Consider the following 22566-nt stretch of genomic DNA (forward strand, 5'->3'; position numbering starts at 1 on the left):
TCCGATTCGATGACGCCAGCATTCCCATGGTATCCCGCAGATACCGAAGCGCCGCAGAAACGGCCGGAGCCCTCCCTGCAGCCCTTTCGATCAGAAGACGTCCCACTCCCACAGCCCCGCGCCCTGGGGCACCCGGAGCCGCAGGAACCGCACCTGGGCGGAATGGAAGAGGATGATCGGCGATCCCTTTACAGCCGCCCGACTCGCCAGCCGCCGCCAGGTGCGGCCGTCCGTGGAGCCTTCGATCGCGACGTCATACAGGCGCTGCGCATATTCCATCCGCAGCCGGCTTTCGCGCACGGCGCGCACGCGACCAAGATCGGCGGTGAGCAGCGGCAGCGCGCCGGGAGCCGGCCGCCACTGCGTCGCATAATTATCGTCGGCGGCACGTTCGGCGGCATAGGCCGGGCCGGCGGCCGCCCCACGCAGCCGAAGTGTCATCCCGCGGGTTCGGCGCGGCGCGAAGCCGGCAACGGCGCTGCCATGGCTGGGCGTAACGCGCGCGATGCTGCCATCGGTGCGGATCGTCAGCGGATCGACCGCGACCTGGCGCAACGTGGCATCGTCACCCGGCCGCGGCCAGGGCAGCGACTGGCGGTGATAGAGGATATAGGGCTGGCCACCCGCCCGGAAGATCGCATGGTGGCCGGGGCTGATCACGTCCCTGTTCTTGTCGGTCGACAGGATCGGGCTGTCCGGCCCTTCGCGGAACGGGCCGAACGGCGTGTCGCCGATGGCGTAGCGGACCTTATAGGTGTCCTCGGTCGTCTTGCCGTCGCTGTAGGTCAGCACATAGTGCTTGCCTGCCTTCACCAGGAACGGGCCTTCGAAGTAATTGGCCGGTGTCACATCCTTCGGCTCGCCGTCGAAGGTGACCATGTCGGGCTTGAGCTTTACGACGAAGCAATGGCCGTTGACCCAGTTGAGCCCCGACCCCCAATAGAGATAGGCGGTACCGTCGTCGTCGATGAACGCTTCGGCATCGATCATGTGATAGGCAGGCGCGAAATTCTTGGCGATCAGCGGCTTGCCGCCGTTCGCATCGGCCCAGGGCCCGGCCGGCGACGGCGCGCTGCCCACCCACACCTCGGAGCCCACCGAGACATACATGTACCAGCGTCCGTTCTTGGCCTTCACCACCGAGGGGGCCCAAACCTTCGAGTCCCCGGAGGTCGGGCTGGTCGCCGCGGCCTTGGTCGGCCAGGCCGGGGTAGAGAAGGTCCAGTCGCGGCCGTTGGTAGAGGTCCACATGCCCAGCCGATCGTCGCCCCAGGGGTCGATCGTGGCGTAGATATACCATTTGCCGCCGTCATGGACGATCGACGGATCGGCGAAATAGCCGGGGAGCAGCGGATTGCTGTCCCCCGGGGTATCCCAGCGGGGCGCGGGCGCGTCGGCGGCGGCGAGCAAGCCCGCCGCCGCCATCAGAAGAACCGCCTTGCTCACTTGATGTCGAGCATCACGATCGCTTTGGCGGGCACCTGCACCGTCAAGGTACCTGCCGCCAGCGTCGCACCGGTAAACGCCACCGGCTTGATCGCATCGGGCGCGGCGAAGTCGTTATGCGCGTCCATCTTGTCGCCGGTAAGGAGCTTGCCGGTCACCTGGGTCCCGCTGACGCCGTCCAGCTTCACCGTCACGCTCGCCGCTTGATTCGGATCGACATTGACGAGGCCGACATGCACGACACCGTCGGTGCCCCGCACCGCGCTGGCGCTCACCGCGCGCATCGTCCACTGGTCCTTGTTGTACCAGCGCGACTGCACGTCGACCGGCAGGACGGTGGCGTCCTGATAGTCCTTGTACAGGTCGAACGCCCAATAGGTCGGCGTCTTCACCATCTTGGCGCCGTCGGTCAGCAGCATCGCCTGTAGCACGTTGACCATCTGCGCGATGTTGGCGCCGCGCACGCGATCGGCATGGCGCGCGAAGATGTTGAAGTTCAGCGCCGCGACCATCGCGTCGCGCAGGCTGTTCTGCTGGTAGAGGAAGCCCGGATTGGTGCCCGGCTCGACATCATACCAGGTGCCCCATTCGTCGACGAGCAGCGAGACGCGCTTGGCCGGATCATATTTGTCCATGATCTTGCCATGCTCGGTGAGCAGCTCTTCCATCTTCAGCGTCTTGGAGAGCGTGCGCGCCCAGCTTTCCTCGTCAAAGCCGGTGGCGGCGCCCTTCTTTTCCCACGGCCCGGGCACGGTGTAATAATGCACGCCGATGCCGTCGATCTTGTCGCCGGCCTTGCGCATCATCACGTCGGTCCAATTATAATCGGCCGAGTTCGCGCCGCTGGCGATCTTCATCAGCTTCTGGCCGGCCGGCACCTTCAGGAAGGTGGCATAGCGGCGCGTCACGTCGGCGGCATATTCCGGCAGCATGTCGCCGCCGCAGCCCCACAGCTCGTTGCCGATGCCGAACATCGGCAGGTTCCACGGCTTGTCGCGGCCGTTGGCGCGGCGCTGGTTGGCGATCGTCGATTTGGTCGGCGAGGTCATATATTCGATCCACTCGGCCATCTCGCTCGGCGCGGCCGTGCCGACATTGCCCGAGACATAGGGCTCGGCACCGACCACTTCGGTGAAGTCCATGAATTCGTTGGTGCCGACGGCATTGTCCTCGGTCACGCCACCCCAGTTGGTGTTGACCTTGACCGGGCGCTTCGCCTTGGGTCCGATGCCTTCCCGCCAATGATATTCATCGGCAAAGCAACCACCAGGCCAGCGGATCACGGGCACCTTGATCGCCTTCAGCGCATCGATCACGTCGCGGCGAAAGCCCTTTATGTTCGGGATCTTGCTGTCGGTGCCGACATAAAGGCCGCCATAGATGCCGGTGCCGAGATGTTCGGCGAACTGGCCGAACAGGCGGCGGTCATATTTCGCGCCGGGCTTGTCGCCGTGCACCGTCACGGCGTCGCCGCCGGTCTGTGCCATGGCGGGCATCGCCGCAAGGAGCGCAATCGCACTGATCCAGGTTCGCATCATTCTTTCTCCGTCGCGCGCGCCGGGCGCGCCTTGGCTGGGGTGGTGCCTTCGCCCTGGAAGGGAGTGAGGCGGAAACGGATGCTGGTGGGCACCAATTGGGTTCGATATTTGGTGAGCGGCTTACCGAATTCGCTCCACTGGGTGTCGCCGCCGACGCCCCATTGCGCGGCATCGATCAGCAATGTGCCCTGGGCCTTGGGCACCACATCGGTGCTCTTCCAGGTGCCGGGTTCGTGCCGGTCGAGATCGGCATAGGGGAAGGCGAGCGCGTTCATCATCAACGGGGAGTCGCTCTGCACCCGCAGGCCCGCGCCGCCGCCGATCAGCTCCATCCAGCGGACATCGACCTTGTTGCCGGTCTCCTGCGGACGGATGTAATCATGGTTCTGCTCGGCGATCGCCCCGCGCCACAACCCGATCGGTGCCGAGGTCTTGCGATCGACATAGCTTTCGTGCGGGCCCCGACCATACCATTCGACCGTCTTGAGGCTGCCCGGCGTGGTGAAGGCCATGCCGATGCGGAACGGCGGCGGCAGCTGGCCCGACACGGGCTCGAACCGGCCATCGACCGCCAGCGAACCATCGGCGGCCATGCGATAGACGCTGGTGAAGCGCACCGCCCCGCCGCCCATCGTATAGGCGACCCGCACCTCCGCGCCCGCATCGCCCAGATCCTGCACCTGCACCGCGGAGACGGTGCGGGTTTCGCTCATCCCCTTCCAGGCGGCGAGCTGCTTGTCGGTGCCGATGCCGATGTCGTTATCGGTCACCGCGCGCCAGAAATGCGGGGCGCCGCCGCTGAGCAGCGTCTTGCCCTTGGCGGCGTAGCGATCGACCAGGCCGGTTGCGCGGTTCACGACCAGCGTCGCGCCGCCGGCGGAGAGGGTGATCGCCCCCTGCCCGTCCTGCGTCGTCACGCGGCCCTTGGGCGCCTGTGCTTCTGCCGTGCGATAGGCGGGATCGAGCGCGAACTGCTCCCAACCGGTGACCGCACCGGCCGGCACCAACGGCACCGCATCCGCCTTGGCCCGCGCGCGGATGGTGACGAAATACTCGGCACCCGGCTTGCGGACGAGCCCCGCCAGCGGCAGCGTCATCGTGCCCGCGCCATGCGCCGCCACGTCCGGGGTTGCCAGTGCGCCATTGGCCACCGCAACGCCGTTTTCCTGCACTTCCCATTCGAAGGTGAAGCCGGACAGGTCACGGAAATCGTGGCGGTTACGTACCGTCACCCGGCCGCTGGCCGCGTCGAAGCCGTCAAACTGGATCGGCGCATACACCTTGCGCAATTCATACAATTGCGGGTTCGGCGTGCGATCGGACTGCAGCAGCCCGTCGCCGAACTCGATGTCACCACCCGGGTTCGGGCCGTATTCGCCCCCATCGCCCCAGTAGCGACGGCCATCCTTGGCATAGCGATACATCGACTGGTCGACCCAGTCCCAGGCAAAGCCGCCCTGCAGCTTGTTCGGGTGGGCGTAGATCGTGTCCCAATATTCCTTCAGATTGCCGCCTGAATTGCCCATCATATGGGCATATTCGCACTGAATCACCGGCTGCTTGAAGTTCCAGTTGGTGGCGTAATCCTCGAGCTTCACCGCCGGATCGTACATCGGCGCATAGATATCGGCGTAGTAATTCGGGCGGTGGTCCTGGATCCCGTCCCAGGTCCCCCAGCCGAGATAGGAGACCAGCCGGCCCGGATCGACCGCCTTGGCCGCCGCGGCCGCGGCCTCGAAGTTCGGGCCGATGCCTGCCTCGTTCCCCAGCGACCAGAAGATCACCGAGGGGTGATTCTTGTCACGCTGGACCATGTTGACGACGCGGGACACATGGGCGTCCTTCCACGCCGGATCGAAGCCGACCTGGAACTGCGACCGCAGCTCGCCATGCCGGTTGGCGTAATCCATATACGCGTGGCTCTCGATATTCGCTTCGTCCATCACGTAGAGGCCATAGCGATCCGCCAGTTCGTAGAGATAGGGATCGTTCGGATAGTGCGAGGTGCGGATCGCGTTGATGTTCGCCCGCTTCATCAGCTGGATGTCGTGTTCCATCGACGCGCGGCTGACGACGTGGAACGTCTCCGGATCATGCTCGTGGCGGTTGACGCCGCGGATCGTGATCGGCTTGCCGTTGACGCTGACCAGGCCGTTCTTGATCTCCACCGTGCGGAAACCGATCCGCTGCGGCGTCGCCTGCACCACCTTGCCCTCGGCATCGACCAGCTCGACGAGCAAGGTGTAGAGATTGGGCGTTTCGGCGGTCCAGGGGCGCACGCCCGGCACGTCGGCGGCAAGCGTCACCTTCTGCGCCGCGCCGGCGGGAAGCTGCGTCTCCCGCACCAGCACCTGCGTGTCGCCATTGAGCAGCGTCATCCGCGCGGTCAGCGGCGCGCTGCGATCGGTGAGCGTCAGTTCGGTCGAGAGCTTGCCGTCCTTGTACGCGGCATCGAGCCCGGCATGGACGAACAGGTCCGCAACGCGTGCCTTGGGCGTAGCCGCCAGATAGACCGAGCGCTCGATGCCGGAGACGCGCCAGAAGTCCTGGTCCTCCAGATAGCTGCCATCCGACCAGCGATGGATCTGGATCGCGATGGTGTTGCGGCCCGCATGGACCAGCTTGGTCACGTCGAACTCGGACGGGAGCTTCGAATCCTCCGAATAGCCTGCCTCAACGCCATTGACCCATACGCGATAGGCCGAACCCGCCGCGCCGATGTGCAGGATCACGTCCTGCCCGGACCAGGTCGCCGGCAGCTGCACGTCGCGGCGATAGGAGCCGACCGGGTTGGTCGCATGGGGGATAAGCGGGCGGTTGGCCGGGAACGGATAGGTGATGTTGTTGTAGCGCGCCTGGTCATAGCCCTCGGTCTGCCAGTCGGCGGGCACTTTGATGCGCTTCCACTTGGCGACGTCATAGTCGGGCTTCTCGAAGCCGTTCGGCACCGCGTCCGACGAGGGCGAGAAGTGGAACGACCATTGGCCGTCCAGCAACAGATAGCGGCCCGACTTGGCGGGATCGCCCGCCAGTGCGGCGGCGCGGCTCTCGTACGGGAAGTGCGTGGCGCTGGCCGGCATCTTGCCGCGCGCGAACACCGCCGGGTTCTCCCAGTCGGGGCGGCGCGGATCGACCTGCACCGGCTGGACCTGCGGCGCGTCGCCGATCTTCGGCCCATCCTGCGCCATCCCCATGCCGGAGGCGAGCGCAACACTGCCCACCGCCGCCAGCAACCCGTACTTGTTCACGCTGATTCCTCCCGCCCCATGAGGGCATACTGCAAAGGCTGATTGTTTCGGTCAAATTTCTCGGAGTAATTTTGGTGTAATTTTATTCCACCATCGCCCCACTTTCCCGCAGGAACGCATCATGGGCAGGGATGCGCGACGCCGCCAGCGCCGTGACCTCGGCAATCCGCGCCAATCGCGTGCGGGCTTCGTCGCGCGCCATTCCATCGGCGATCGGATCATAGCCGATCGGATCCACGCCCTGGCCATGCAGCACCGCCAGCCAGCTGGTCTTGGAGAAGAGCTCGTCCGCCTCGCGGTAGAGCCGGCCGCTGGCACGATAGATGGCCAGGCGATCCGCCAACGTATCCGGCAATTCCATGGTGCGCAGCTGGCGCCAATAGTCGGTGTCGTCGCGTGCCGTGGCGTGGAAATGGAGGATCAGGAAATCGCGGATCGTCTCGAACTCGGTCGCCATCAACCGGTTGTAGCGGCGGATATCCGCCGGTGTGCCACCCCCTACCGGCAGCATCTCCAGCAGCCGCGCGATGCCAGCCTGGACGAGATGGATACTGGTCGACTCCAGCGGTTCGAGAAAGCCGCTGGAAAGCCCGAGTGCAACGCAGTTACGCTCCCAGAAGCGCGCCCGGCGACCGGCGCGGAATCGCAGCACGCGCGGTTCTGCAAGCGGCTCGCCCTCAAGGGTGCTCAGCAAGAGCGCCTGCGCATCCTCGTCCGAGCACTGAGCGCTGGCATAGACAAGGCCGTTGCCGACACGGTGCTGTAGCGGAATGCGCCACTGCCACCCCGCTCCGCGCGCGGTGGAACGCGTGAACGGCGTACGCCCCTCCAGACCGAGCGCGCAGGGCACCGCGACGGCACGGTCGTTGGGGAGCCACCGCCCCCAATCCTCGAACGGAATGCCCAGCGCTTCGCCGAGGAGAAGCGCGCGGAAACCGGAACAGTCGATATAGAAATCGGCGGCGATCCGCGCACCGTCTTCCAGCACGACGCCGGCGATCGCCCCGTCCGACGCCCGCTCGACGGAAGTGACGCGTCCTTCCTGCCGACGCACGCCCCATTGCTCCGCCCGCGCGCGCAGGAATCCGGCATAGAGCGCCGCATCGAAATGATAGGCATAGCCGATATGCGCGAGCGGGTTGTTGCCGGTAGTGGCAGGACGCTGGAAGCGCCCGAGCCGGGCCGCTTCGGCACAGATCGAATAGGCTTCCAGCGGCGCTGCTGCGCCCGCCATGCGGGCACGCTGCCACAGCGCCTCGAAGGGGATTGCACCGAAATCGACGCCGTGCGTGCCGAAGGGGTGGAAGTAGCGCGTACCGTGCGCCCGCCAATCGACGAACTCGATGCCGAGCTTGTAGGTGCCCTTGGTCGCGCGGAGAAACTCGGCCTCGTCGATGCCGAGCAGCGCATTGAACGCCTGGATCGGCGGGATCGTCGCCTCCCCGACGCCGACGGTACCGATCGCCTCCGATTCCACCAACGTGATGGCGATGGCCTTGGTATCCAGCACGCGGGCCAATGCCGCAGCCGCCATCCACCCCGCCGTGCCACCGCCGATGATGGCGATATGCGAAAGCGGCGCGCTCATGCCGCGCGCCGTTTGGGAACGATGTCGATGTGGAACGCCGTCACCTTGCGCCTTCCCTCCGGGAAAAGGCGGCCAGGGCAGTCACCCGCCCCGGCCATCATGGTCAATAGGTCGCTCGCAGCGACAGGCCGAAGCGCCGGTCGTTGAGTTCGTACCGCAACGGTGCGGCCGGCGTACCGATGTAGATCATGTTCAGCCGGTTGTTGAGGTTCACCACATCCGCCGAGACCGCGATCTGCTTGGTCAGGTTCACGCTGATCGAAGCGTCGAGCGAGGCATAGGGCTTGGCATATTGCGGGATGCCATTGGCGCCGCTTCCCTGGGTCTGGTCGAGATAGCTGGACCGCCAGCTCCACGCCACGCGCGCGGTGACCGGGCCCTTCTCGTAGAGGCCGACAAGGTTGTAGCTGTGCTTCGACAACTTCTCGAGCGGCAGCTGCTGCGGCGTGTTCGTACCCGCCACGGCGAACGGATTGCTCACGCTCGAATCGACATAGGTATAGTTGGCCTGGAGGCCGAGCCCGCTGAGCGGCCCGGGCAGGAAATCGAAGAACTGGTTGTAGCCGATCTCCGCGCCCTTCACCGTGCCGTTGCCCGAGTTCACCTGCGTGCTGATGTCGTAGGTGACGCCGTTGAACACGCCGGTGACGATGCCGCCGGCCAGGAAGCCGTTGACCTTCTTGTAGAACAGGCCGCCGGTCAGCGATCCGCTGGGGGCGAAGTACCATTCGGCGGTCACGTCGAAATTGTCCGAACGGATCGGGTTGAGCCGCGGGTTGCCCGAGCCGGCGCTCGGATGGCCGGTGACCGGGTTGATCTGGTTCGGATTGTTCAGCGTCAGATTGGTGGAGAGCTGGTCGAAATTCGGCCGCGCCAGGCCCTTCGAATAGGCGAAGCGCATCTGGAACGTGTCGGTCAGCTTCGCCCGAAGGTTAAAGCTCGGCAGCGCCTTGGTATATTCCTTGCCCACACTGATCGGCGCGGAGGTGCCGTCATTGTTGAACTGGGTGCCCACCGAAGTCGTCTTGGTCTTCACCACGCGCACGCCGATGCCGCCGTCAAAGCTTACCCCGCCCACATCGAAGCCATAGTCGGCGATCGCCCAGCCTGTATAGGTCTTCTCGGTCTGGCGATTGAGGTCGCCGGGCTTGAAACTGTCCTGCGTCGTCGCGCCGAGCAGCGCATACAGGGCCTTGGTCTGCGCCCATACGCCGTCACCGCCCGGGAACGCCGGGTAGAGCAGCCCGCCCTTCACGGTGTTGCCGTCGAACCAGTTCTTCGACGGGCCCGGCATCGCAAGCTGCGGATTCTTGGTCAGCGGGACCAGCGGGGTACCCGACGGCGCACCGCAATTGGGATCCGCGCCGAGCGAGGTGACGCACACACTGTGCCAGGTGCCCCGCAGGTCGATGCTGTTGTCGGCATAGCGGACGCCCGCGCGCAGCTTCTTCAGGAATCCGCCCTCGACGTCATATTCGATGTCGGACGCGAGCGCGAAGGTGTCCGCGTCGTTCCGCTGCAGCGAATCCGCGACATAGGGGGTAGTGTAGTTCGCCGGATTGTTGAGTACGCCCTGCTGCTTCACGTCCCAGCGCGGATATTTGCCGCGCAGGTCGAAGTCGACGCTGAGCGGGTGCGGCGTGGTCAGCGAGGTCTGGCCGGACTCGCTGTACAACGACAGCACATGGCCGTTGCGGTCCGCATTGTAATAGGAATGAAGATACTGCGCGTCGAAGTTCGCCTTGAGCCGGTCGGTCGGCTTCCAGGCTGCATTCAGCGTGAAGTTCTTGCTCGCGCTCCACAGCTGCTGGTCATAGCGGCCGGTCTCGAATGCGATCGGCGCCAGGGTGCCGCTGGTCGCATACCCCTCCTTGTTGAAGGTGAAGGTCGCGCCCGGCGCCGGCGCGGTACCGTAGCTGGTCACGACGCCGGCGGCGTTCCGGACGTTCGAACGGTTGCTGTAATCGTAATAATAGGCGCCGGTCCGGTTGAACCAGTATTTGGTCATCTGCCCCTGCGCCGTGATGAGCAGCGCATCGCTCGGCTTCCACTGGATGGCGCCGGCCACGCCCAGGCGCTTGCGATCGCCGCTATCGTCGTAGATTTCGGGGCCGTAGGGGATCTGGGCGTTCGCCGGCGCGCCCGCGATCGAGCCCGGCGCGACCGTGTCGAACGGCCCGATCAGCAGGCCGTCCTGGCGATACTGGCTCTTGGAATAGACCGCGTTGATCAGCACGCCGATCTCGCCCTCGCCCGCCTGAAAGCGATTGCTGTACAGGCCCGACACCGCATAGCCCGGCTTGTCGACGCGGTCGTAGTAATTGCCGCGGACCGTGGCGCTGATCACCTGGCCGGCGGAATCGAACGGCTTGCGGGTGCGCAGGTTCACCGCGCCGCCCACGCCGCCTTCGATGATGTTGGCGGGCGCGTTCTTGTACACGTCGATGCCCGACAGCAGTTCCGGCGGCACGCCTTCAAGGTCGAACGCGCGCCCGCCCGAGGCGGAATAGACCGCGCGGCCATCGAGGAAATTCTGGACCTGGGTCAGGCCGCGCACGGTGATCGCCGGCTGGGTGCGGTGGTCGAAATCGGTGGCGCCTTCGCCGTAGCGGCGCTGGATCTGCACGCCGGTAATGCGCTGCAGCGCCTCGGTGGTGTTCGCGTCCGGCAGCTTGCCGATATCCTGTGCCTGCACCGAATCGACGATCTGGTCCGCGTTGCGCTTCAGCGCCTGGGCGGAGCGAAGGCTTTCGCGCACGCCGGTGACGATGATCTCGTCCGGCCCATTATCTTGCGCCTGATTGCCTCCCTGTTGGGCAGCCGCGGGCAACGCGCCCACCACGGCAAGGGCGAGCGCCGAAACTCCAAGCAACGAAACACGATGATTCACCCGCATGCAAACCTCCCCTTTCCCCTGGCCCGAAATGCCGCATCTGCGTGCGGTGGCAGCCAGTTGTCCGACAACATATCTCGTCATATTTGTAAGACAAGTGAAATCGCATCGTTCGATTTCGGGTGGCGCAACAACCCAACTCGCCTCAAGATCGCCCGGAGCACAGGGGCAAGACATTGGTCGAACAGCAAAAGCGCAATCCCGCACACCGATCGATCGCGCGCGAACTGGGCGTGGCGATCGTATCGGGCCGATATCCACCAGGCGCCATCCTTCCGGGCGAGCTCGACCTCGCCGAATCGCGCAACGTCTCACGCAGCGTGGTGCGGGAGGCGCTGCGGATGCTGGCGGCAAAAGGGCTGATCGATAGCCGTCCGAAAACGGGCACCCGTGTGCGTGCGCGCGCCGATTGGAACATGCTCGATCCCGATCTGCTGGCCTGGATGTTCGAGGGCGAGCCTCCGCTGGGATTCGTCGACAGCCTGTTTCAGCTGCGTATCATCGTCGAGCCGGCGGCAGCGGAACTGGCCGCCCGTTCGCGCACCACTCGCCATATCGCGCGGCTGGGACATGCATTGGAGGTGATGGAGGAAAAGGGCCTGTCCAGTCCCGAGGGGCAGGCGGCGGATCAACAATTCCACAACCTGATCCTGGAGGCGACCGGCAACGATCTGCTGATCAGCCTTTCCGGGAGCATTGGCGCGGCCGTACGCTCCACCACCTTGTTCAAGCATCGCAAGGCCAAGCAACTGCGCGATTCGATTCCGCTGCATCGGGACTTGTTCGCGGCGATCACCGATGGCGATCCGGCCGCCGCGCGCGCCGCCACGATCACGCTGATTCTACAGGCCCAGGAGGACACGGAATCGTCCCTCCTGGCCTGATCGCCCGCCGTTGACGCCATTCTTCCCGGCTTATAGTCAGACAAAAACAACAGGAGGAAGCAGATGCCAGGCGCAAACCCACCCGGACGCGGGATCGATCGACGCGGGCTATTGCAGGGCGCAGCCGTGCTCGGCGGCCTCGCCGCCGCAGGGCCGACGGGGGCGACAGCGGCGACCAGACCCGCCATGCTTGCACCCACGCCGCCGATGGGCTGGAACAGCTGGAACAGCTTCGCCACCACCATCACCGAACCGCAGGCACTGGAGACCGCCGCGATCCAGGCGCGCGAACTGCTGCCATTCGGCTACGACATCTTCACGATCGACATCCAATGGTACGAGCCGGAAGCGAACAGCTACACCTATAACGCCAAGCCCGTTCCCACGATGGACGGGCATGGGCGGCTGCTCCCCGCACCCAACCGCTTCCCTTCGGCGACGAACGGCAAGGGCTTCGGCCCGATCGCGGCGAAGGTCCATGCACTCGGGATGCGCTTCGGCGTCCACCTGATGCGGGGCATTCCCCGGCTGGCCGTCGAGCGAAACCTCCCCATCCTGGGCGCCAACGGCATTCGCGCCGCCGACATCGCCGACACCACAAGCACCTGCCCGTGGAACCCGGACATGTACGGCGTCGACATGCGCAAGCCCGGCGCGCAGGCCTATTATGACAGCGTCTTCGCGCTGCTCGCCTCCTGGGGCGTCGACTTCGTCAAGATGGACGACATGAGCCGCCCCTATGACGCGCACGCGCCGGAGATCGAGGCGGCGGCCAAGGCGATTCGCGCGACCGGCCGGCCGATCCTGCTCAGCCTCTCCCCCGGCGAGACGCCGGTGCCGCGCGCCGCCCATGTCGCGCAGCACGCCCAGATGTGGCGCATCTCGGACGATTTCTGGGACGACTGGAAGATGCTGGAGGCCCAGTTCACCCGGCTGGAGAACTGGAGCCCATACGCCCGTCCCGGCGCCTGGCCCGATGCCGACATGCTCCCGCTCGGCCGCCTCGCGCTCGGCCAGCGCGACACCAAGTTCACGCCGGACGAGCAGCGTACGCTGATGACGCTCTGGTCGATCGCCCGCTCGCCGCTGATCATGGGCGGCGACCTTCGCCACCTCGATGCCCCAACCCGCGCCCTGCTCACCAACCGCGAAGTCCTTGCCGTCAACCAGGCGAGCAGCGAGAACCGGCCGTGGTTCGTCGCCGATGATCGCCGCGTCTGGACGGCACGCGCGGCCAAGGGCGGCCATTATGTCGCGCTGTTCAACACCGGCGACAAACCGGGCGAGGCCGCGTTCGACCTGCGGCTGCTGGGCTTGTCCGGCAAGGTACAGGTGCGCGACCTGTGGGCGGGCAAGGACGAGGGCGTAAGCCCGATCCGGCTCGCCCGTACGCTGCCGCCGCACGGCGCCGGCCTCTACCGGGTGACGGCGGCATGATCCGCGCGCTGGCGCTCTCGCTGCTGCTGACAGCCTCCCCCGCCGCACTCGCCCAGACCAGCGCGCCGCCGTCACCCGTCGCCGAGCCGGCCGTGTCGCTGACGCTGCGCCCCGATCTGCAGCGCCCCGGACAGCCCTTCGAGGGCTGGGGCACCGCGCTCGCCTGGTTCGCCCACGTCACTGGCGGCTATCCCGATCCGGTGCGCGAGAAGCTCGCCGACCTGTTCTACGGGCCGCAGGGGCTCGGCTGGACGATCGCGCGCTACAATATCGGCGGCGGCGACGCGCCCGAGACCAAACCCTATCTGCGCCCTGGCGCCGATGTGCCGGGATTCTGGCGCCGCCCAGCAGGCGCCACCGGCACCGACTGGTGGAACCCGGCCGATCCGGCGATGTGGGACTGGTCGGCCGACGCCAACCAGCGCTGGTGGCTCGACGCGATCCGCAAACGGGTGAAGACGCCGATCTTCGAAGCCTTCTCCAATTCGCCGCCCTGGTTCATGACGGTCAGCGGCCGCGTCTCGGGCGCCGAGAAGGGCACAGAGGACAATCTCCTTCCCGGCCAGGAAGCGCGCTTCGCCGAATATCTCGCGATCGTGGTGGACAGGCTGCAGAAGGCGCACGGCATCACCTTCCGCACGCTCTCACCGGTCAATGAGCCCAACACCGATTACTGGTTTGCCGCCAATACCCAGGAAGGCGCGCATTGGAGCCCCGCCCGCCAGGCGATGATGATCGATGCAGCCGACCGCGCACTCAAGGCCCACGGCCTGAAGACGGTGATCGCCGCGCCAGATGAGACCAATTCGCACCTCTTCGTGCGCGACTGGCAGGGCTATCCCGCGGCGACGCGCGCTCGGATCGGCCAGCTCAACGTCCATAGCTACGGCACGGTCCATCAGACCGCGGTGCGCGACATCGCCCGGACGCACGGCATCCGGCTGTGGATGAGCGAGAACGACACCCCGCTCGACAAGGATCCGGAAAGCTTCGACGGCATGGCGAGCCCACTCGCCTTTGCCGAGCATGTCGTCCACGATCTCAAGCGGCTGGAACCCGTCGCCTGGGTGTTCTGGCAGGCGGTGGAGCGGCAGAGCAGCGACAAGGGCGACGGCACCGCGGGCGGCAGCAACTGGGGCATCGTCAAGATGGCGTACACGCCGGCGAGCGCCCCCGAGCATCCGATCCACGTCACGCGCAAATATTGGGCGATGGCGCAGTTCAGCCGCTACATCCGGCCGGGCTATCGGCTGGTCCCGGTGGACGATGAAGACACGGTCGGCGCGGTGTCGCCGGACGGCCAGAGGCTGGTGCTGGTCCACGTCAATGGCGGGGTGGTGCCCCGACGCCTGACCATCGGCGTTCCGGCGGCGAAGGTGGTGGCGCGGATCGTCACCGATGCGACGCGCGATGCGGCGGACGTTTCGGCGCAAGCCCTGGCAGAGCCACAGGCGATCACCACCCTGATCGTGGCGCTGCGCTGATCCCGAGAGATTTCCGCCTACCCTTCCCGATTACAGGAAGGAAACAGATAGCAAAAGGGCCGGAACTTTCGTTCCGGCCCCTTCAGATCACTCGGCGTCGGCCTTTTTCTTGGCCGCTGCCTTCTTCGGCTTCGGCGCGGCTTCCTCGCCCTCGCCTTCGGCCGCCTTGGCAGCCTTCTTGGCCGGAGCCTTCTTCACCGGCTCGGCATCGCCCTCGGCGGCCGGAGCGGCGTCTTCTGCCTTCGTCTTCTTGGCAGCCGGCTTCTTGGCGGGCTTGGCGTCTTCGCCGGCCTCGTCCGAAGCTTCGGCCTTCTTGGCAGCCTTCTTCTTCGGCTTGTGGTTGTCGTGATCATGGACGTGCGTGCCCGACGAGAAGCCGTCTTCGCTCTCGATCGCGGCTTCCAGCTCTTCCTTGGTCACTTCGCGGTCGGTGATCTCGGCCTTGTCGAACAGGAAGTCGACGACCTTGTCCTCGAACAGCGGCGCGCGCAGCTGGGCAGCCGCCATCGGCTCCTGCTGGACATACTGGATGAAGCGCTGGCGATCCTGCGGGCCATATTGCTGCGCGGCCTGCGCGATCAGGCGGTTCATTTCCTGCGCGGTGACTTCGACGCCGTTGGCGGTGCCGATCTCGCTGAGCAGCAGGCCCAGGCGCACGCGGCGCTCGGCGATCGCACGATACTCGTCGCGCTCGTTCTCGAGCTCCGCGAGTGCCGCAGCCGGATCTTCCTCATGCTCGGTCTCGTGGACGAGCTGGTGCCAGATCTGGTCGAACTCGGCTTCCACCATCGACGGCGGGACCGGGAAGTCGTGGCCGGCGGCGAGCTGGTCGAGCAGCTTGCGCTTCATGTGGGTGCGCGTGAGGCCGTTGAGCTGCTGCTCGATCTGGCCCTTCAGCAGGCCAGTCAGCTGCTCCAGATCCTGAAGACCGAACGCCTTCGCCATGGCGTCGTCGATCACGGTCTCGCCGGCGGTCTGCACCGCGGTAACCTTGACGTCGAAGGTCGCGGCCTTGCCGGCCAGATCCTTGGCGCCATAGTCTTCCGGGAAAGTGACGTTGAGCTGCTTCTCGTCACCGACCTTCACGCCCTCGAGCTGCTCCTCGAAGCCCGGAATCAGGCGGCCCGAGCCGAGCTCGACGGCCATGCCCTCGCCGGTGCCGCCTTCGAAGGCGACGCCCTCGACCTTGCCGACGAAGTCCATCACGACCTGGTCACCCTTGGTCGCCGCATGGCCCTCGGCTGCGTCGTCCCAGCGCTTCTGCTGGTCAGCGAGCTGCTTCAGCTGCTCCTGCACTTCCTCGTCCTTGACCGGCACGGTCAAACGCTCGAGCTTCAGGCCCTCGATCGACGGAGTCGGAACCTCAGGGAGCACTTCCAGCTCAACCTTCACTTCCGCGTCGCCGCCGGGGGCATAATCGCCTTCGAGGCTGACCGAGGGCTGCATCGCGGGACGCAGCTTGTGGTCGGCGATCAGCTTCTGGATGCCTTCCTGGATCGAGCTGTTCAGCGCGTCCTGCGCCAGCGCCTCACCGTGCATCTTGCGGACGAGATTGATCGGAACCTTGCCAGGGCGGAAGCCGGGCATACGAATCTGCGGCGCGACCCGCTTGACCTCGGCATCGACCTTCGAATCGATGTCCTGGGCGGTGATCTTCAGCGTGAAGGCGCGCTTCAGGCCCTCGTTCAACGTCTCGACAGTCTGCATTCTCACGCCTTCTAAAAGAATCGGAATTGCGGTGTACCACACATCAGCCGCGAAGGACTGGTGCGGGCGAAGGGAGTCGAACCCCCACATCTTTCGATACTGGAACCTAAATCCAGCGCGTCTACCAGTTCCGCCACGCCCGCAGGGGACACCGCCGGTCGGCGGGCTCTATAGCAGTCATGGGGTTCGGGGCAAGTACGAAGCAACGATTGGCTGTCGCGAGGCGTTGGAACTGCAGCGAACAGGAGATTTCCATGCCGGTCGAGCCCCCCGTACAGCCTACCACGCCGCCTGCCGAGGCCCCTGACCCCGATCCCGGCCAGCCCGGCGGTCCGCCGCCCGAGATCGCGCCGCCGGGCCCCGATATCGATGAGCCGGCGCCGGAGACCACGCCGAGCATCGATCCCGGTATCACCCCCGGCCAGCCGGTCGCCTGAACCAGGAGAATCTTCCATGCCGAACATCACCAATGATCGCGACGATCCCCGCTCCGACATTCAGCAGGCGGTGGAAACCCGCTCCGATACCGCCGATACCGCGGCCAAGGAAGGCGCGCCGCGCCCCAAGGCCGTACCGCTGGGTGCCGGCGGCGAAAACGGCGCCGACGGGATCGTGAAGAACCAAGAGTTTGGCCAGGACTAACGTCTTTCAATTCTGCCATGACAGCGGCGCAGCCCGAGGCCGTGCCGCTGTTCCATGCTGGAGAAGCCCCCAAGATGATCGAATGCCACCTGCGAAAACTTCGGCTACGCGACGAGATCAGCGCTGCGGAAGAAGCGGCGCTGCGCGGCACGATCGTCGACACGGTCACGCATCCGGCCGGCCGCACCATCGTACACTTCGGCGAGGCGCTGAACTATTCTACACTGGTGCTGGACGGGTTCGTCGGCCGCTATAAGGATCTGAAGAACGGCCAGCGGCAGATCACCCATGTTCACGTCCCGGGCGACTTCGCGGATCTCCACGGCTTCACCCTCAAGCGGCTCGACCATGCGCTGCTCGCGCTCACGCCCTGCACGATCGCCCGCGCCTCCCACACGCGGCTGCACGAGATCACCGAGACACAAGCGCACCTCACGCGCGTTATGTGGTTCTCGACCAATGTCGACGCGGCGATCCACCGCGAGTGGGAAGTCTCGCTGGGCCGTCGCTCGGCGATCCAGCGCGCCGCGCACCTGTTCTGCGAGTTGCACGTCCGGCTCGGCGTGGTCGGCCATGCCGAGGCCGAGCGCTACCGCTTCCCGATCAGCCAGGCCGAACTTGCCGAATGCCTGGGCCTCACCCCCGTCCATGTGAACCGCGTGCTGCGCGAGCTGCGCGAACGCGGGCTGGTGGAGTTCCGCAACGGCCTGGTGGCGTTCCAGGACCTGCCCGGCCTGAAGCGACTCGCCGAGTTCGATCCGGGCTATCTTTACCTGGACCCTCACCCGCTCTGAGACGGCTCAGCCGGAGACGCGGCGCGCCGAGACGATCTTCACCGGCACCTCGGGCACTTCGCCCTTGAAGCTGCCGCCCAGCGTCTTGGTCGGCGACGTCGGCGCGTCGAAGATCTTGAGCAGCACGTCCTTGCCCTCGATCACCCGCCCGAATGCCGCATAGCCGAGATTGTCGCCGGGCTTGCTCGGGTCGGCATCGAACGAGGGCTGGTCGCCGACCATGATGGTGAACTCGCCGCGCGCCGTTCCCGGTGCCAGCCGTGGCAGCGAGAGCGTGCCGTCGAGATGCTGGATGCCGGTCTCGGTCGTCGGCTCGTGCTTGATCGGCGGGAACATCTTTGCCGGGGCATTCTGGATGCCAAACTGGACAAAGCCGAACTTCTCCGCCGGTTTGACGGTGCGGTAGAATACCACACCGTCAAGCCGCTTTGCATCGACATAGCGCAGGAAGTTGCGCGCGGAGACCGGCGCCTTGTCGAGATACACCTCGACCACCATTCGCCCCGCGCTGGTCTCGATCACGACCGTGGGATTGGTGGGCGGCGAAGGGGTCTGCGCCGCTACGGGCGATGCCAGAAGAATCATCCAAATCCACGCCAACAATCTGGTCATCATCAGACTCCGCCTTTGTCCCACCATGCGAAGCGGTATCGCGCTTGGCAAGCTGCATCCTGACCAGATGCGGACCGTTGTTTCGGAAAGATAACGAATCTATAGCTCGCTCGTGTCGGTGAACACGACGAAACGGGGGGATGTCTTGATTGGACTGCATTTCATGCGCCTGGCTGCCGCCGGGACGCTTATGTTTTCTTCGCCCGCCCGTGCGCTAGGTGACGGCAGCTGCGAGTTGCACGCTTGGCCTGCATCCGCGCCGATGAACATGTTCATGGGGTTGTGGCACGGAGGTATCGTCGACGGGAGCGCCAAGGGGCGCGACGGCTATCCCAAACCGCCCGAAAATCCCCTGTCCGCAGATCGTCAGGTCCAGTTGCTCCAGGAAGCCGGTTTGCCGGACCTGCTCAAGCTGCCCGGCTATCGCGTCATCGTCCATCCGGAGCCGCTCGACAGCCGCACGATCCGCACCACGCCGGGGCGCATCGCAGCAAGCACCGCACCCTGCTACGCCGAAATGATCGTCGACGACGTGATTTTGAACCAGAACGTGATCGGCGGCAGCGGGCTGCGCGGTTCGTTCCGGTTTCGTACGTTCGGCCTCGATGCCCAGGCTATTCGCACGTTCGGCTCCTGGACGCTGGTCAAGCTGACGGCCTTCCCGCCCAAGCCGGGGGAAGCGCCGGATCGCGCGATGGAAGAAATCGTGCAGGCGTTCCGCACCAGTCTGGTGCAGTTCGCCGATACCGTGAACAAGCCGCCGCGCACCAAGCACTGAGGACCCGCGGCCATTTCATTGCAATGTTCGTCAACAGGGGAAAACAAGCATGTCGAAGAAGAAGATGCTGACTGCCATCGTTGCGGTCGGCCTGGGGATGGGCGTGAGCCATGCTGCCGCGCAAACGGCCCCGTGCGAGTTGCACATCTGGCCTGCGGAACGCATGAACTCGATGACAACGGGACTGCTGGGCGGCGGCCTGCTCGATTCGGCGCTCCACGGCAAGAAGGATGCCCGCAACAAGGCGCAGATGGCCAGCGCCCTCGACAGCCCGACCCAGCTCGATCTGCTGCAGTCGCTTGACCTCAAGACGCTGCTGTCGCTGCCCGCGGACATCCAGGTCGTCCGGCACGAACAGCCGCTGGAGCGCCACAGCATGAACAAGGTCAAGACGCGCCGCTCCGATTCGAAGGCCGCGTGCTATTCGGAACTGATCGTCGCCGACGTGTTCTACCAAAAGGCTGCCATCTACGGTCGCTCGCTCAAGACGCTGTTCATGGTCCGCGACTTCGGCAGCGACGACAAGATCGATTTCGAATACAAGGCGTGGGGTGGCAACGGCCTCAAGCTTTTCCCGCCGAAGGAAGGCGAAGACACGGTCGCCGCGCTCGACGAACTGGGCACGGTGTTCAAAAAGAATTTCGAGGAGTTTGCGAAAAACGAGCGCACGGCCGTCGCCGCACGCCCCAAAGTCGCCGCGAAGTGATCGACAGAGCCCCGGCGGCCAGGTGCCGCCGGGAGCTCCTCCCCTCAGCTCAGCGCCTTCTTCAGCAGCTCGTTGACCATCGCCGGGTTGGCCTTGCCCGCCATCGCCTTCATCGTCTGGCCGACGAAGAAGCCGAACAGCGCCTCCTTGCCGCCGCGATACTGCTCCAGCTGGTTCGGATTCTTGGCCAGGATCTCGGCGATCACCGCCTCGATCGCGCCGGTGTCGCTGGTCTGCTTCATGCCGCGCTCTTCGACGATCTCGCCGGGCGCGTCGCCGGTTTCGAGCATGATCTCGAACACCTGCTTGCCCAGCGTGTTGGAGATCGTCCCGTCGGCGATCAGCGCGAGCAGTTCGGCACCCTGTTCGGGGCTGACCGGGCTCTCGTCGATGCCCTTGCCCAGGCGGTTGAGCGCGCCGTACAGATCCGAGAGCAGCCAGTTGGCGGCGGCACGCGCCACTTCCTGCTCGCCCTTCTTCTGGATTCGCGCGCTCTCGGCGAGCAGTGCCTCGAACCAGCGCGCCGTCTCCGCCTCGGCGGTCAGCACCGCGGCGTTATAGGCGGTGAGCCCCAGCGACTCCTCGTAGCGGCGGCGCTTGGCGTCCGGCAGCTCGGGCAGGCTGGCGCGGCAGTCCTCGAGGAAGCTGTCGTCCAGTTCGAGCGGCAGCAGGTCGGGATCAGGGAAGTAGCGATAGTCCTGCGCGTCTTCCTTCGAGCGCATCGAGCGCGTCTCGCCCTTGTCCGGATCGAACAGGCGGGTCTCCTGGACGATGCGACCGCCGCTCTCCAGCACCTCGATCTGGCGACGCGCCTCATATTCGATCGCCTGCATCACGAAGCGTACCGAGTTGACATTCTTGGTCTCGGTGCGCGTGCCGAACGGCTCGCCCGGCTTACGAACCGAGACGTTGACGTCGGCACGCATCGAGCCCTGGTCCATGTTGCCATCGCACGAACCAACATAGCGCAGGATCGAGCGCAGCTTCGAGAGATACGCCCCCGCTTCGGCCGGCGAGCGCATGTCAGGCTTCGACACGATCTCCATCAGCGCCACGCCGGAACGGTTGAGATCGACATAGGAGCGCGTCGGATGCTGATCGTGCATCAGCTTGCCGGCATCCTGCTCGACATGGATGCGCTCGACGCCGATCGCCTTCACTTCGGCGTTGGGATCCTTCTCGTCCAGGCTGATCGTGATCGTCCCCTCGCCCACCAGCGGGTGGTAGAGCTGGCTGATCTGATAGCCCTGCGGCAGATCGGCGTAGAAATAATTCTTGCGGTCGAAGCGCGACCATTTGTTGATCACCGCGCCGATCGCCATGCCGGTACGCACCGCCTGGCGGATGCACTCGCCGTTGAGCACCGGCAGCATGCCGGGCATCGCCGCATCGACCAGGCTCACCTGGCTGTTCGGCTCGGCCCCGAATGCGGTCGCCGCGCCGGAGAACAGCTTGGCCTGCGACGTGATCTGCGCATGGACTTCAAGGCCGATCACGACCTCCCATTCGCCGGTGTCGCCCTGGATTCGGTAGCTCAATGCAGTCTTGGTCGCCATGTGCTCTTCACAAGGTAATGGGAATATGCGTGGCTCTGCCTATCGCGCGTCGCCGCCTTCAGGTCCAGCGCCCAATTGCGCCCGCGCATCGACTCGACTAGGCGCCGCCGCATCAAGGAGTTTGGCAGGCATGGCCTCGGTGGCGTCGCAGTTTCAGGATCGGGTCGCGGGTTTGCGGGTGGCGGTGCTGCTGCCCTGCTACAACGAAGAGGTGGCCATCGCCCGCACCGTCGAGGCGTTCCGCACCAGCCTGCCCGGCGCCACGGTCTATGTGTACGACAATAACAGTCGGGACCGGACGATGGAGGTCGCCAAGGCTGCGGGCGCGGTCGTGCGCAGCGAGCGGATGCAGGGCAAGGGCAATGTCGTCCGCCGCATGTTCGCCGATATCGAGGCGGACGTGTACGTCCTTTCCGACGGCGACCTCACCTATGATGCCGATGCGGCACCGGCATTGATCGAGCGGCTGCTCGACGAACAGCTCGACATGGTGGTCGGCGCGCGCAAGTCCGAGGTGGAGCTGGCCTATCGCCGCGGCCACCGCCTCGGCAACCGGATGCTGACGGGCATGCTGGCGCGGCTGTTCGGCCGCAGCTTCAGCGACATCCTGTCGGGCTACCGCGTCTTTTCGCGGCGTTTCGTGAAGAGCTTTCCGGTGCTCTCCGCCGGGTTCGAGATCGAAACCGAGATCAGCATCCACGCGCTGGAGTTGCGTATGCCGGTGGCAGAGATCGTCACCGCCTATGCGGCGCGGCCCGAGGGTTCGACCTCGAAGCTTTCCACCTATCGCGACGGCTGGCGGATCCTGCGCACCATCGTGACGCTGTTCCGCATCGAGCGGCCGATCCTGTTCTTCGGCAGCATCGCGGGCGTGCTGGCCCTGCTGGCGGTGCTGCTGGCGATTCCCCTGGGCGTCACCTATTGGCATACCGGCCAGGTGCCACGCCTGCCCACGGCGGTGCTGGTCACCGGTCTGTCGATCGTCGCGACGCTGAGCTTCTTCACTGGGCTGATCCTCGACACGGTGGTGCGCGGCCGGCGCGAAGTGCGGCGGCTGGCGTATCTCGCTGTGCCGATCGTGCAGGGCTGAACCCAATCCTCCTATGTAGGGGCAGAGCCCTCGCATCCGACAAAAGTATCTCGTCATCCCCGCGAAGGCGGGGATCCATTGGCGCTGAATTCGCGGTTCTCTCCCCCAGCGCTGAGGACAATGGATTCCCGCCTTCGCGGGAATGACGACGGTTTTGAGGTAC

General features: G+C 65.6%; 17 protein-coding genes and 1 tRNA gene. 9 read left to right on the forward strand and 9 right to left on the reverse strand.

What is annotated here, in order from left to right; genetic code table 11:
• Positions 1 to 90: 90 nt before the first annotated feature.
• From DD559_RS08695 to DD559_RS08715, 5 genes are all read right to left on the reverse strand, one after another.
• Positions 91 to 1446: a family 43 glycosylhydrolase gene (locus DD559_RS08695; protein ID WP_240610181.1), complete on the reverse strand. Its 1356-nt coding sequence runs from the start codon at positions 1444 to 1446 to the stop codon at positions 91 to 93.
• Positions 1443 to 2981, reverse strand: coding sequence for an alpha-N-arabinofuranosidase (locus tag DD559_RS08700; RefSeq protein ID WP_116468823.1), 1539 nt, complete (start codon positions 2979 to 2981; stop codon positions 1443 to 1445). The genes DD559_RS08695 and DD559_RS08700 overlap by 4 nt, the downstream gene beginning before the upstream one ends.
• On the reverse strand, positions 2981 to 6232 hold the full coding sequence (locus DD559_RS08705; RefSeq protein ID WP_116468824.1) for a glycoside hydrolase family 2 TIM barrel-domain containing protein: 3252 nt from the start codon (positions 6230 to 6232) through the stop codon (positions 2981 to 2983). The genes DD559_RS08700 and DD559_RS08705 overlap by 1 nt, the downstream gene beginning before the upstream one ends.
• A gap of 82 nt (positions 6233 to 6314) precedes the next feature.
• Positions 6315 to 7820, reverse strand: a complete 1506-nt coding sequence (locus DD559_RS08710; RefSeq protein WP_116468825.1) for a tryptophan halogenase family protein — start codon at positions 7818 to 7820, stop codon at positions 6315 to 6317.
• A gap of 103 nt (positions 7821 to 7923) precedes the next feature.
• On the reverse strand, positions 7924 to 10716 hold the full coding sequence (locus tag DD559_RS08715) for a TonB-dependent receptor (protein WP_240610182.1): 2793 nt from the start codon (positions 10714 to 10716) through the stop codon (positions 7924 to 7926).
• Between the two features lie 173 nt (positions 10717 to 10889).
• On the opposite strand from DD559_RS08715, the gene DD559_RS08720 reads away from it, so the two are divergent.
• The 3 genes from DD559_RS08720 (at position 10890) to DD559_RS08730 (ending at position 14518) form a co-directional block, all read left to right on the forward strand.
• On the forward strand, positions 10890 to 11597 hold the full coding sequence (locus tag DD559_RS08720; RefSeq protein ID WP_116468826.1) for a FadR/GntR family transcriptional regulator: 708 nt from the start codon (positions 10890 to 10892) through the stop codon (positions 11595 to 11597).
• A gap of 63 nt (positions 11598 to 11660) precedes the next feature.
• Positions 11661 to 13034 carry a glycoside hydrolase family 27 protein gene (locus DD559_RS08725; protein ID WP_116468827.1) on the forward strand — a complete coding sequence of 458 codons (1374 nt, stop codon included), beginning with the start codon at positions 11661 to 11663 and terminating at the stop codon, positions 13032 to 13034.
• On the forward strand, positions 13031 to 14518 hold the full coding sequence (locus tag DD559_RS08730) for a glycoside hydrolase (protein WP_116468828.1): 1488 nt from the start codon (positions 13031 to 13033) through the stop codon (positions 14516 to 14518). The genes DD559_RS08725 and DD559_RS08730 overlap by 4 nt, the downstream gene beginning before the upstream one ends.
• 87 nt (positions 14519 to 14605) lie before the next feature.
• On the opposite strand, the gene tig is transcribed toward DD559_RS08730, so the two are convergent.
• Positions 14606 to 16225, reverse strand: coding sequence for a trigger factor (gene tig, locus DD559_RS08735; RefSeq protein ID WP_116468829.1), 1620 nt, complete (start codon positions 16223 to 16225; stop codon positions 14606 to 14608).
• Between the two features lie 58 nt (positions 16226 to 16283).
• Positions 16284 to 16368, reverse strand: a tRNA-Leu gene (locus tag DD559_RS08740).
• A gap of 111 nt (positions 16369 to 16479) precedes the next feature.
• Here DD559_RS08740 and DD559_RS08745 point away from each other — a divergent pair.
• From DD559_RS08745 to DD559_RS08755, 3 genes are read left to right on the forward strand one after another with little or no spacing between them, the layout of a single operon-like run.
• A complete protein-coding gene (locus DD559_RS08745) occupies positions 16480 to 16662 on the forward strand; it encodes a hypothetical protein (RefSeq protein WP_116468830.1) in 183 nt (60 codons plus the stop codon).
• A gap of 16 nt (positions 16663 to 16678) precedes the next feature.
• Entirely contained in the window at positions 16679 to 16867 is a 189-nt protein-coding gene (locus DD559_RS08750; protein ID WP_116468831.1) for a hypothetical protein, read from the forward strand.
• A gap of 17 nt (positions 16868 to 16884) precedes the next feature.
• Complete coding sequence (locus DD559_RS08755) at positions 16885 to 17661, forward strand: Crp/Fnr family transcriptional regulator (RefSeq protein ID WP_368389683.1); 777 nt, start codon at positions 16885 to 16887, stop codon at positions 17659 to 17661.
• Positions 17662 to 17667: 6 nt separating this feature from the next.
• Here the strand turns inward: DD559_RS08755 and DD559_RS08760 are convergent, their stop codons facing one another.
• Positions 17668 to 18246 (reverse strand): peptidylprolyl isomerase, encoded by a 579-nt coding sequence (locus tag DD559_RS08760; protein WP_116468832.1) that lies wholly within the window; start codon positions 18244 to 18246, stop codon positions 17668 to 17670.
• Between the two features lie 289 nt (positions 18247 to 18535).
• Here DD559_RS08760 and DD559_RS08765 point away from each other — a divergent pair, with 289 nt between their 5' ends.
• Both DD559_RS08765 and DD559_RS08770 read left to right on the forward strand, forming a co-directional pair.
• Entirely contained in the window at positions 18536 to 19051 is a 516-nt protein-coding gene (locus tag DD559_RS08765; protein WP_116468833.1) for a hypothetical protein, read from the forward strand.
• Positions 19052 to 19100: 49 nt separating this feature from the next.
• Positions 19101 to 19757, forward strand: coding sequence for a hypothetical protein (locus DD559_RS08770; protein WP_116468834.1), 657 nt, complete (start codon positions 19101 to 19103; stop codon positions 19755 to 19757).
• Positions 19758 to 19801: 44 nt separating this feature from the next.
• Here DD559_RS08770 and gatB read toward each other — a convergent pair whose 3' ends face one another.
• Entirely contained in the window at positions 19802 to 21313 is a 1512-nt protein-coding gene (gene gatB / locus DD559_RS08775; RefSeq protein WP_116468835.1) for an Asp-tRNA(Asn)/Glu-tRNA(Gln) amidotransferase subunit GatB, read from the reverse strand.
• Positions 21314 to 21443: 130 nt separating this feature from the next.
• Between gatB and DD559_RS08780 the strand changes: the two genes are divergently transcribed.
• Positions 21444 to 22403, forward strand: coding sequence for a glycosyltransferase family 2 protein (locus DD559_RS08780; RefSeq protein WP_116468836.1), 960 nt, complete (start codon positions 21444 to 21446; stop codon positions 22401 to 22403).
• Positions 22404 to 22566 lie beyond the last annotated feature (163 nt).

Origin of the sequence: Sphingomonas pokkalii, assembly GCF_003096275.1 — a bacterium.
Taxonomy (GTDB): domain Bacteria; phylum Pseudomonadota; class Alphaproteobacteria; order Sphingomonadales; family Sphingomonadaceae; genus Sphingomonas; species Sphingomonas pokkalii.

What these genes read in the sequence shown, in the direction of transcription:
- DD559_RS08700 (WP_116468823.1), bottom strand. Translation starts at nt 2,981, where the DNA reads ATGCGAACCTGGATCAGTGCGATTGCGCTCCTTGCGGCGATGCCCGCC.
- DD559_RS08710 (WP_116468825.1), bottom strand. Translation starts at nt 7,820, where the DNA reads ATGAGCGCGCCGCTTTCGCATATCGCCATCATCGGCGGTGGCACGGCG.
- DD559_RS08715 (WP_240610182.1), bottom strand. Translation starts at nt 10,716, where the DNA reads ATGCGGGTGAATCATCGTGTTTCGTTGCTTGGAGTTTCGGCGCTCGCC.
- DD559_RS08725 (WP_116468827.1), top strand. Translation starts at nt 11,661, where the DNA reads ATGCCAGGCGCAAACCCACCCGGACGCGGGATCGATCGACGCGGGCTA.
- DD559_RS08730 (WP_116468828.1), top strand. Translation starts at nt 13,031, where the DNA reads ATGATCCGCGCGCTGGCGCTCTCGCTGCTGCTGACAGCCTCCCCCGCC.
- tig (WP_116468829.1), bottom strand. Translation starts at nt 16,225, where the DNA reads ATGCAGACTGTCGAGACGTTGAACGAGGGCCTGAAGCGCGCCTTCACG.
- DD559_RS08745 (WP_116468830.1), top strand. Translation starts at nt 16,480, where the DNA reads ATGCCGGTCGAGCCCCCCGTACAGCCTACCACGCCGCCTGCCGAGGCC.
- DD559_RS08750 (WP_116468831.1), top strand. Translation starts at nt 16,679, where the DNA reads ATGCCGAACATCACCAATGATCGCGACGATCCCCGCTCCGACATTCAG.
- DD559_RS08755 (WP_368389683.1), top strand. Translation starts at nt 16,885, where the DNA reads ATGACAGCGGCGCAGCCCGAGGCCGTGCCGCTGTTCCATGCTGGAGAA.
- DD559_RS08760 (WP_116468832.1), bottom strand. Translation starts at nt 18,246, where the DNA reads ATGATTCTTCTGGCATCGCCCGTAGCGGCGCAGACCCCTTCGCCGCCC.
- DD559_RS08765 (WP_116468833.1), top strand. Translation starts at nt 18,536, where the DNA reads ATGAACATGTTCATGGGGTTGTGGCACGGAGGTATCGTCGACGGGAGC.
- DD559_RS08770 (WP_116468834.1), top strand. Translation starts at nt 19,101, where the DNA reads ATGTCGAAGAAGAAGATGCTGACTGCCATCGTTGCGGTCGGCCTGGGG.
- gatB (WP_116468835.1), bottom strand. Translation starts at nt 21,313, where the DNA reads ATGGCGACCAAGACTGCATTGAGCTACCGAATCCAGGGCGACACCGGC.
- DD559_RS08780 (WP_116468836.1), top strand. Translation starts at nt 21,444, where the DNA reads ATGGCCTCGGTGGCGTCGCAGTTTCAGGATCGGGTCGCGGGTTTGCGG.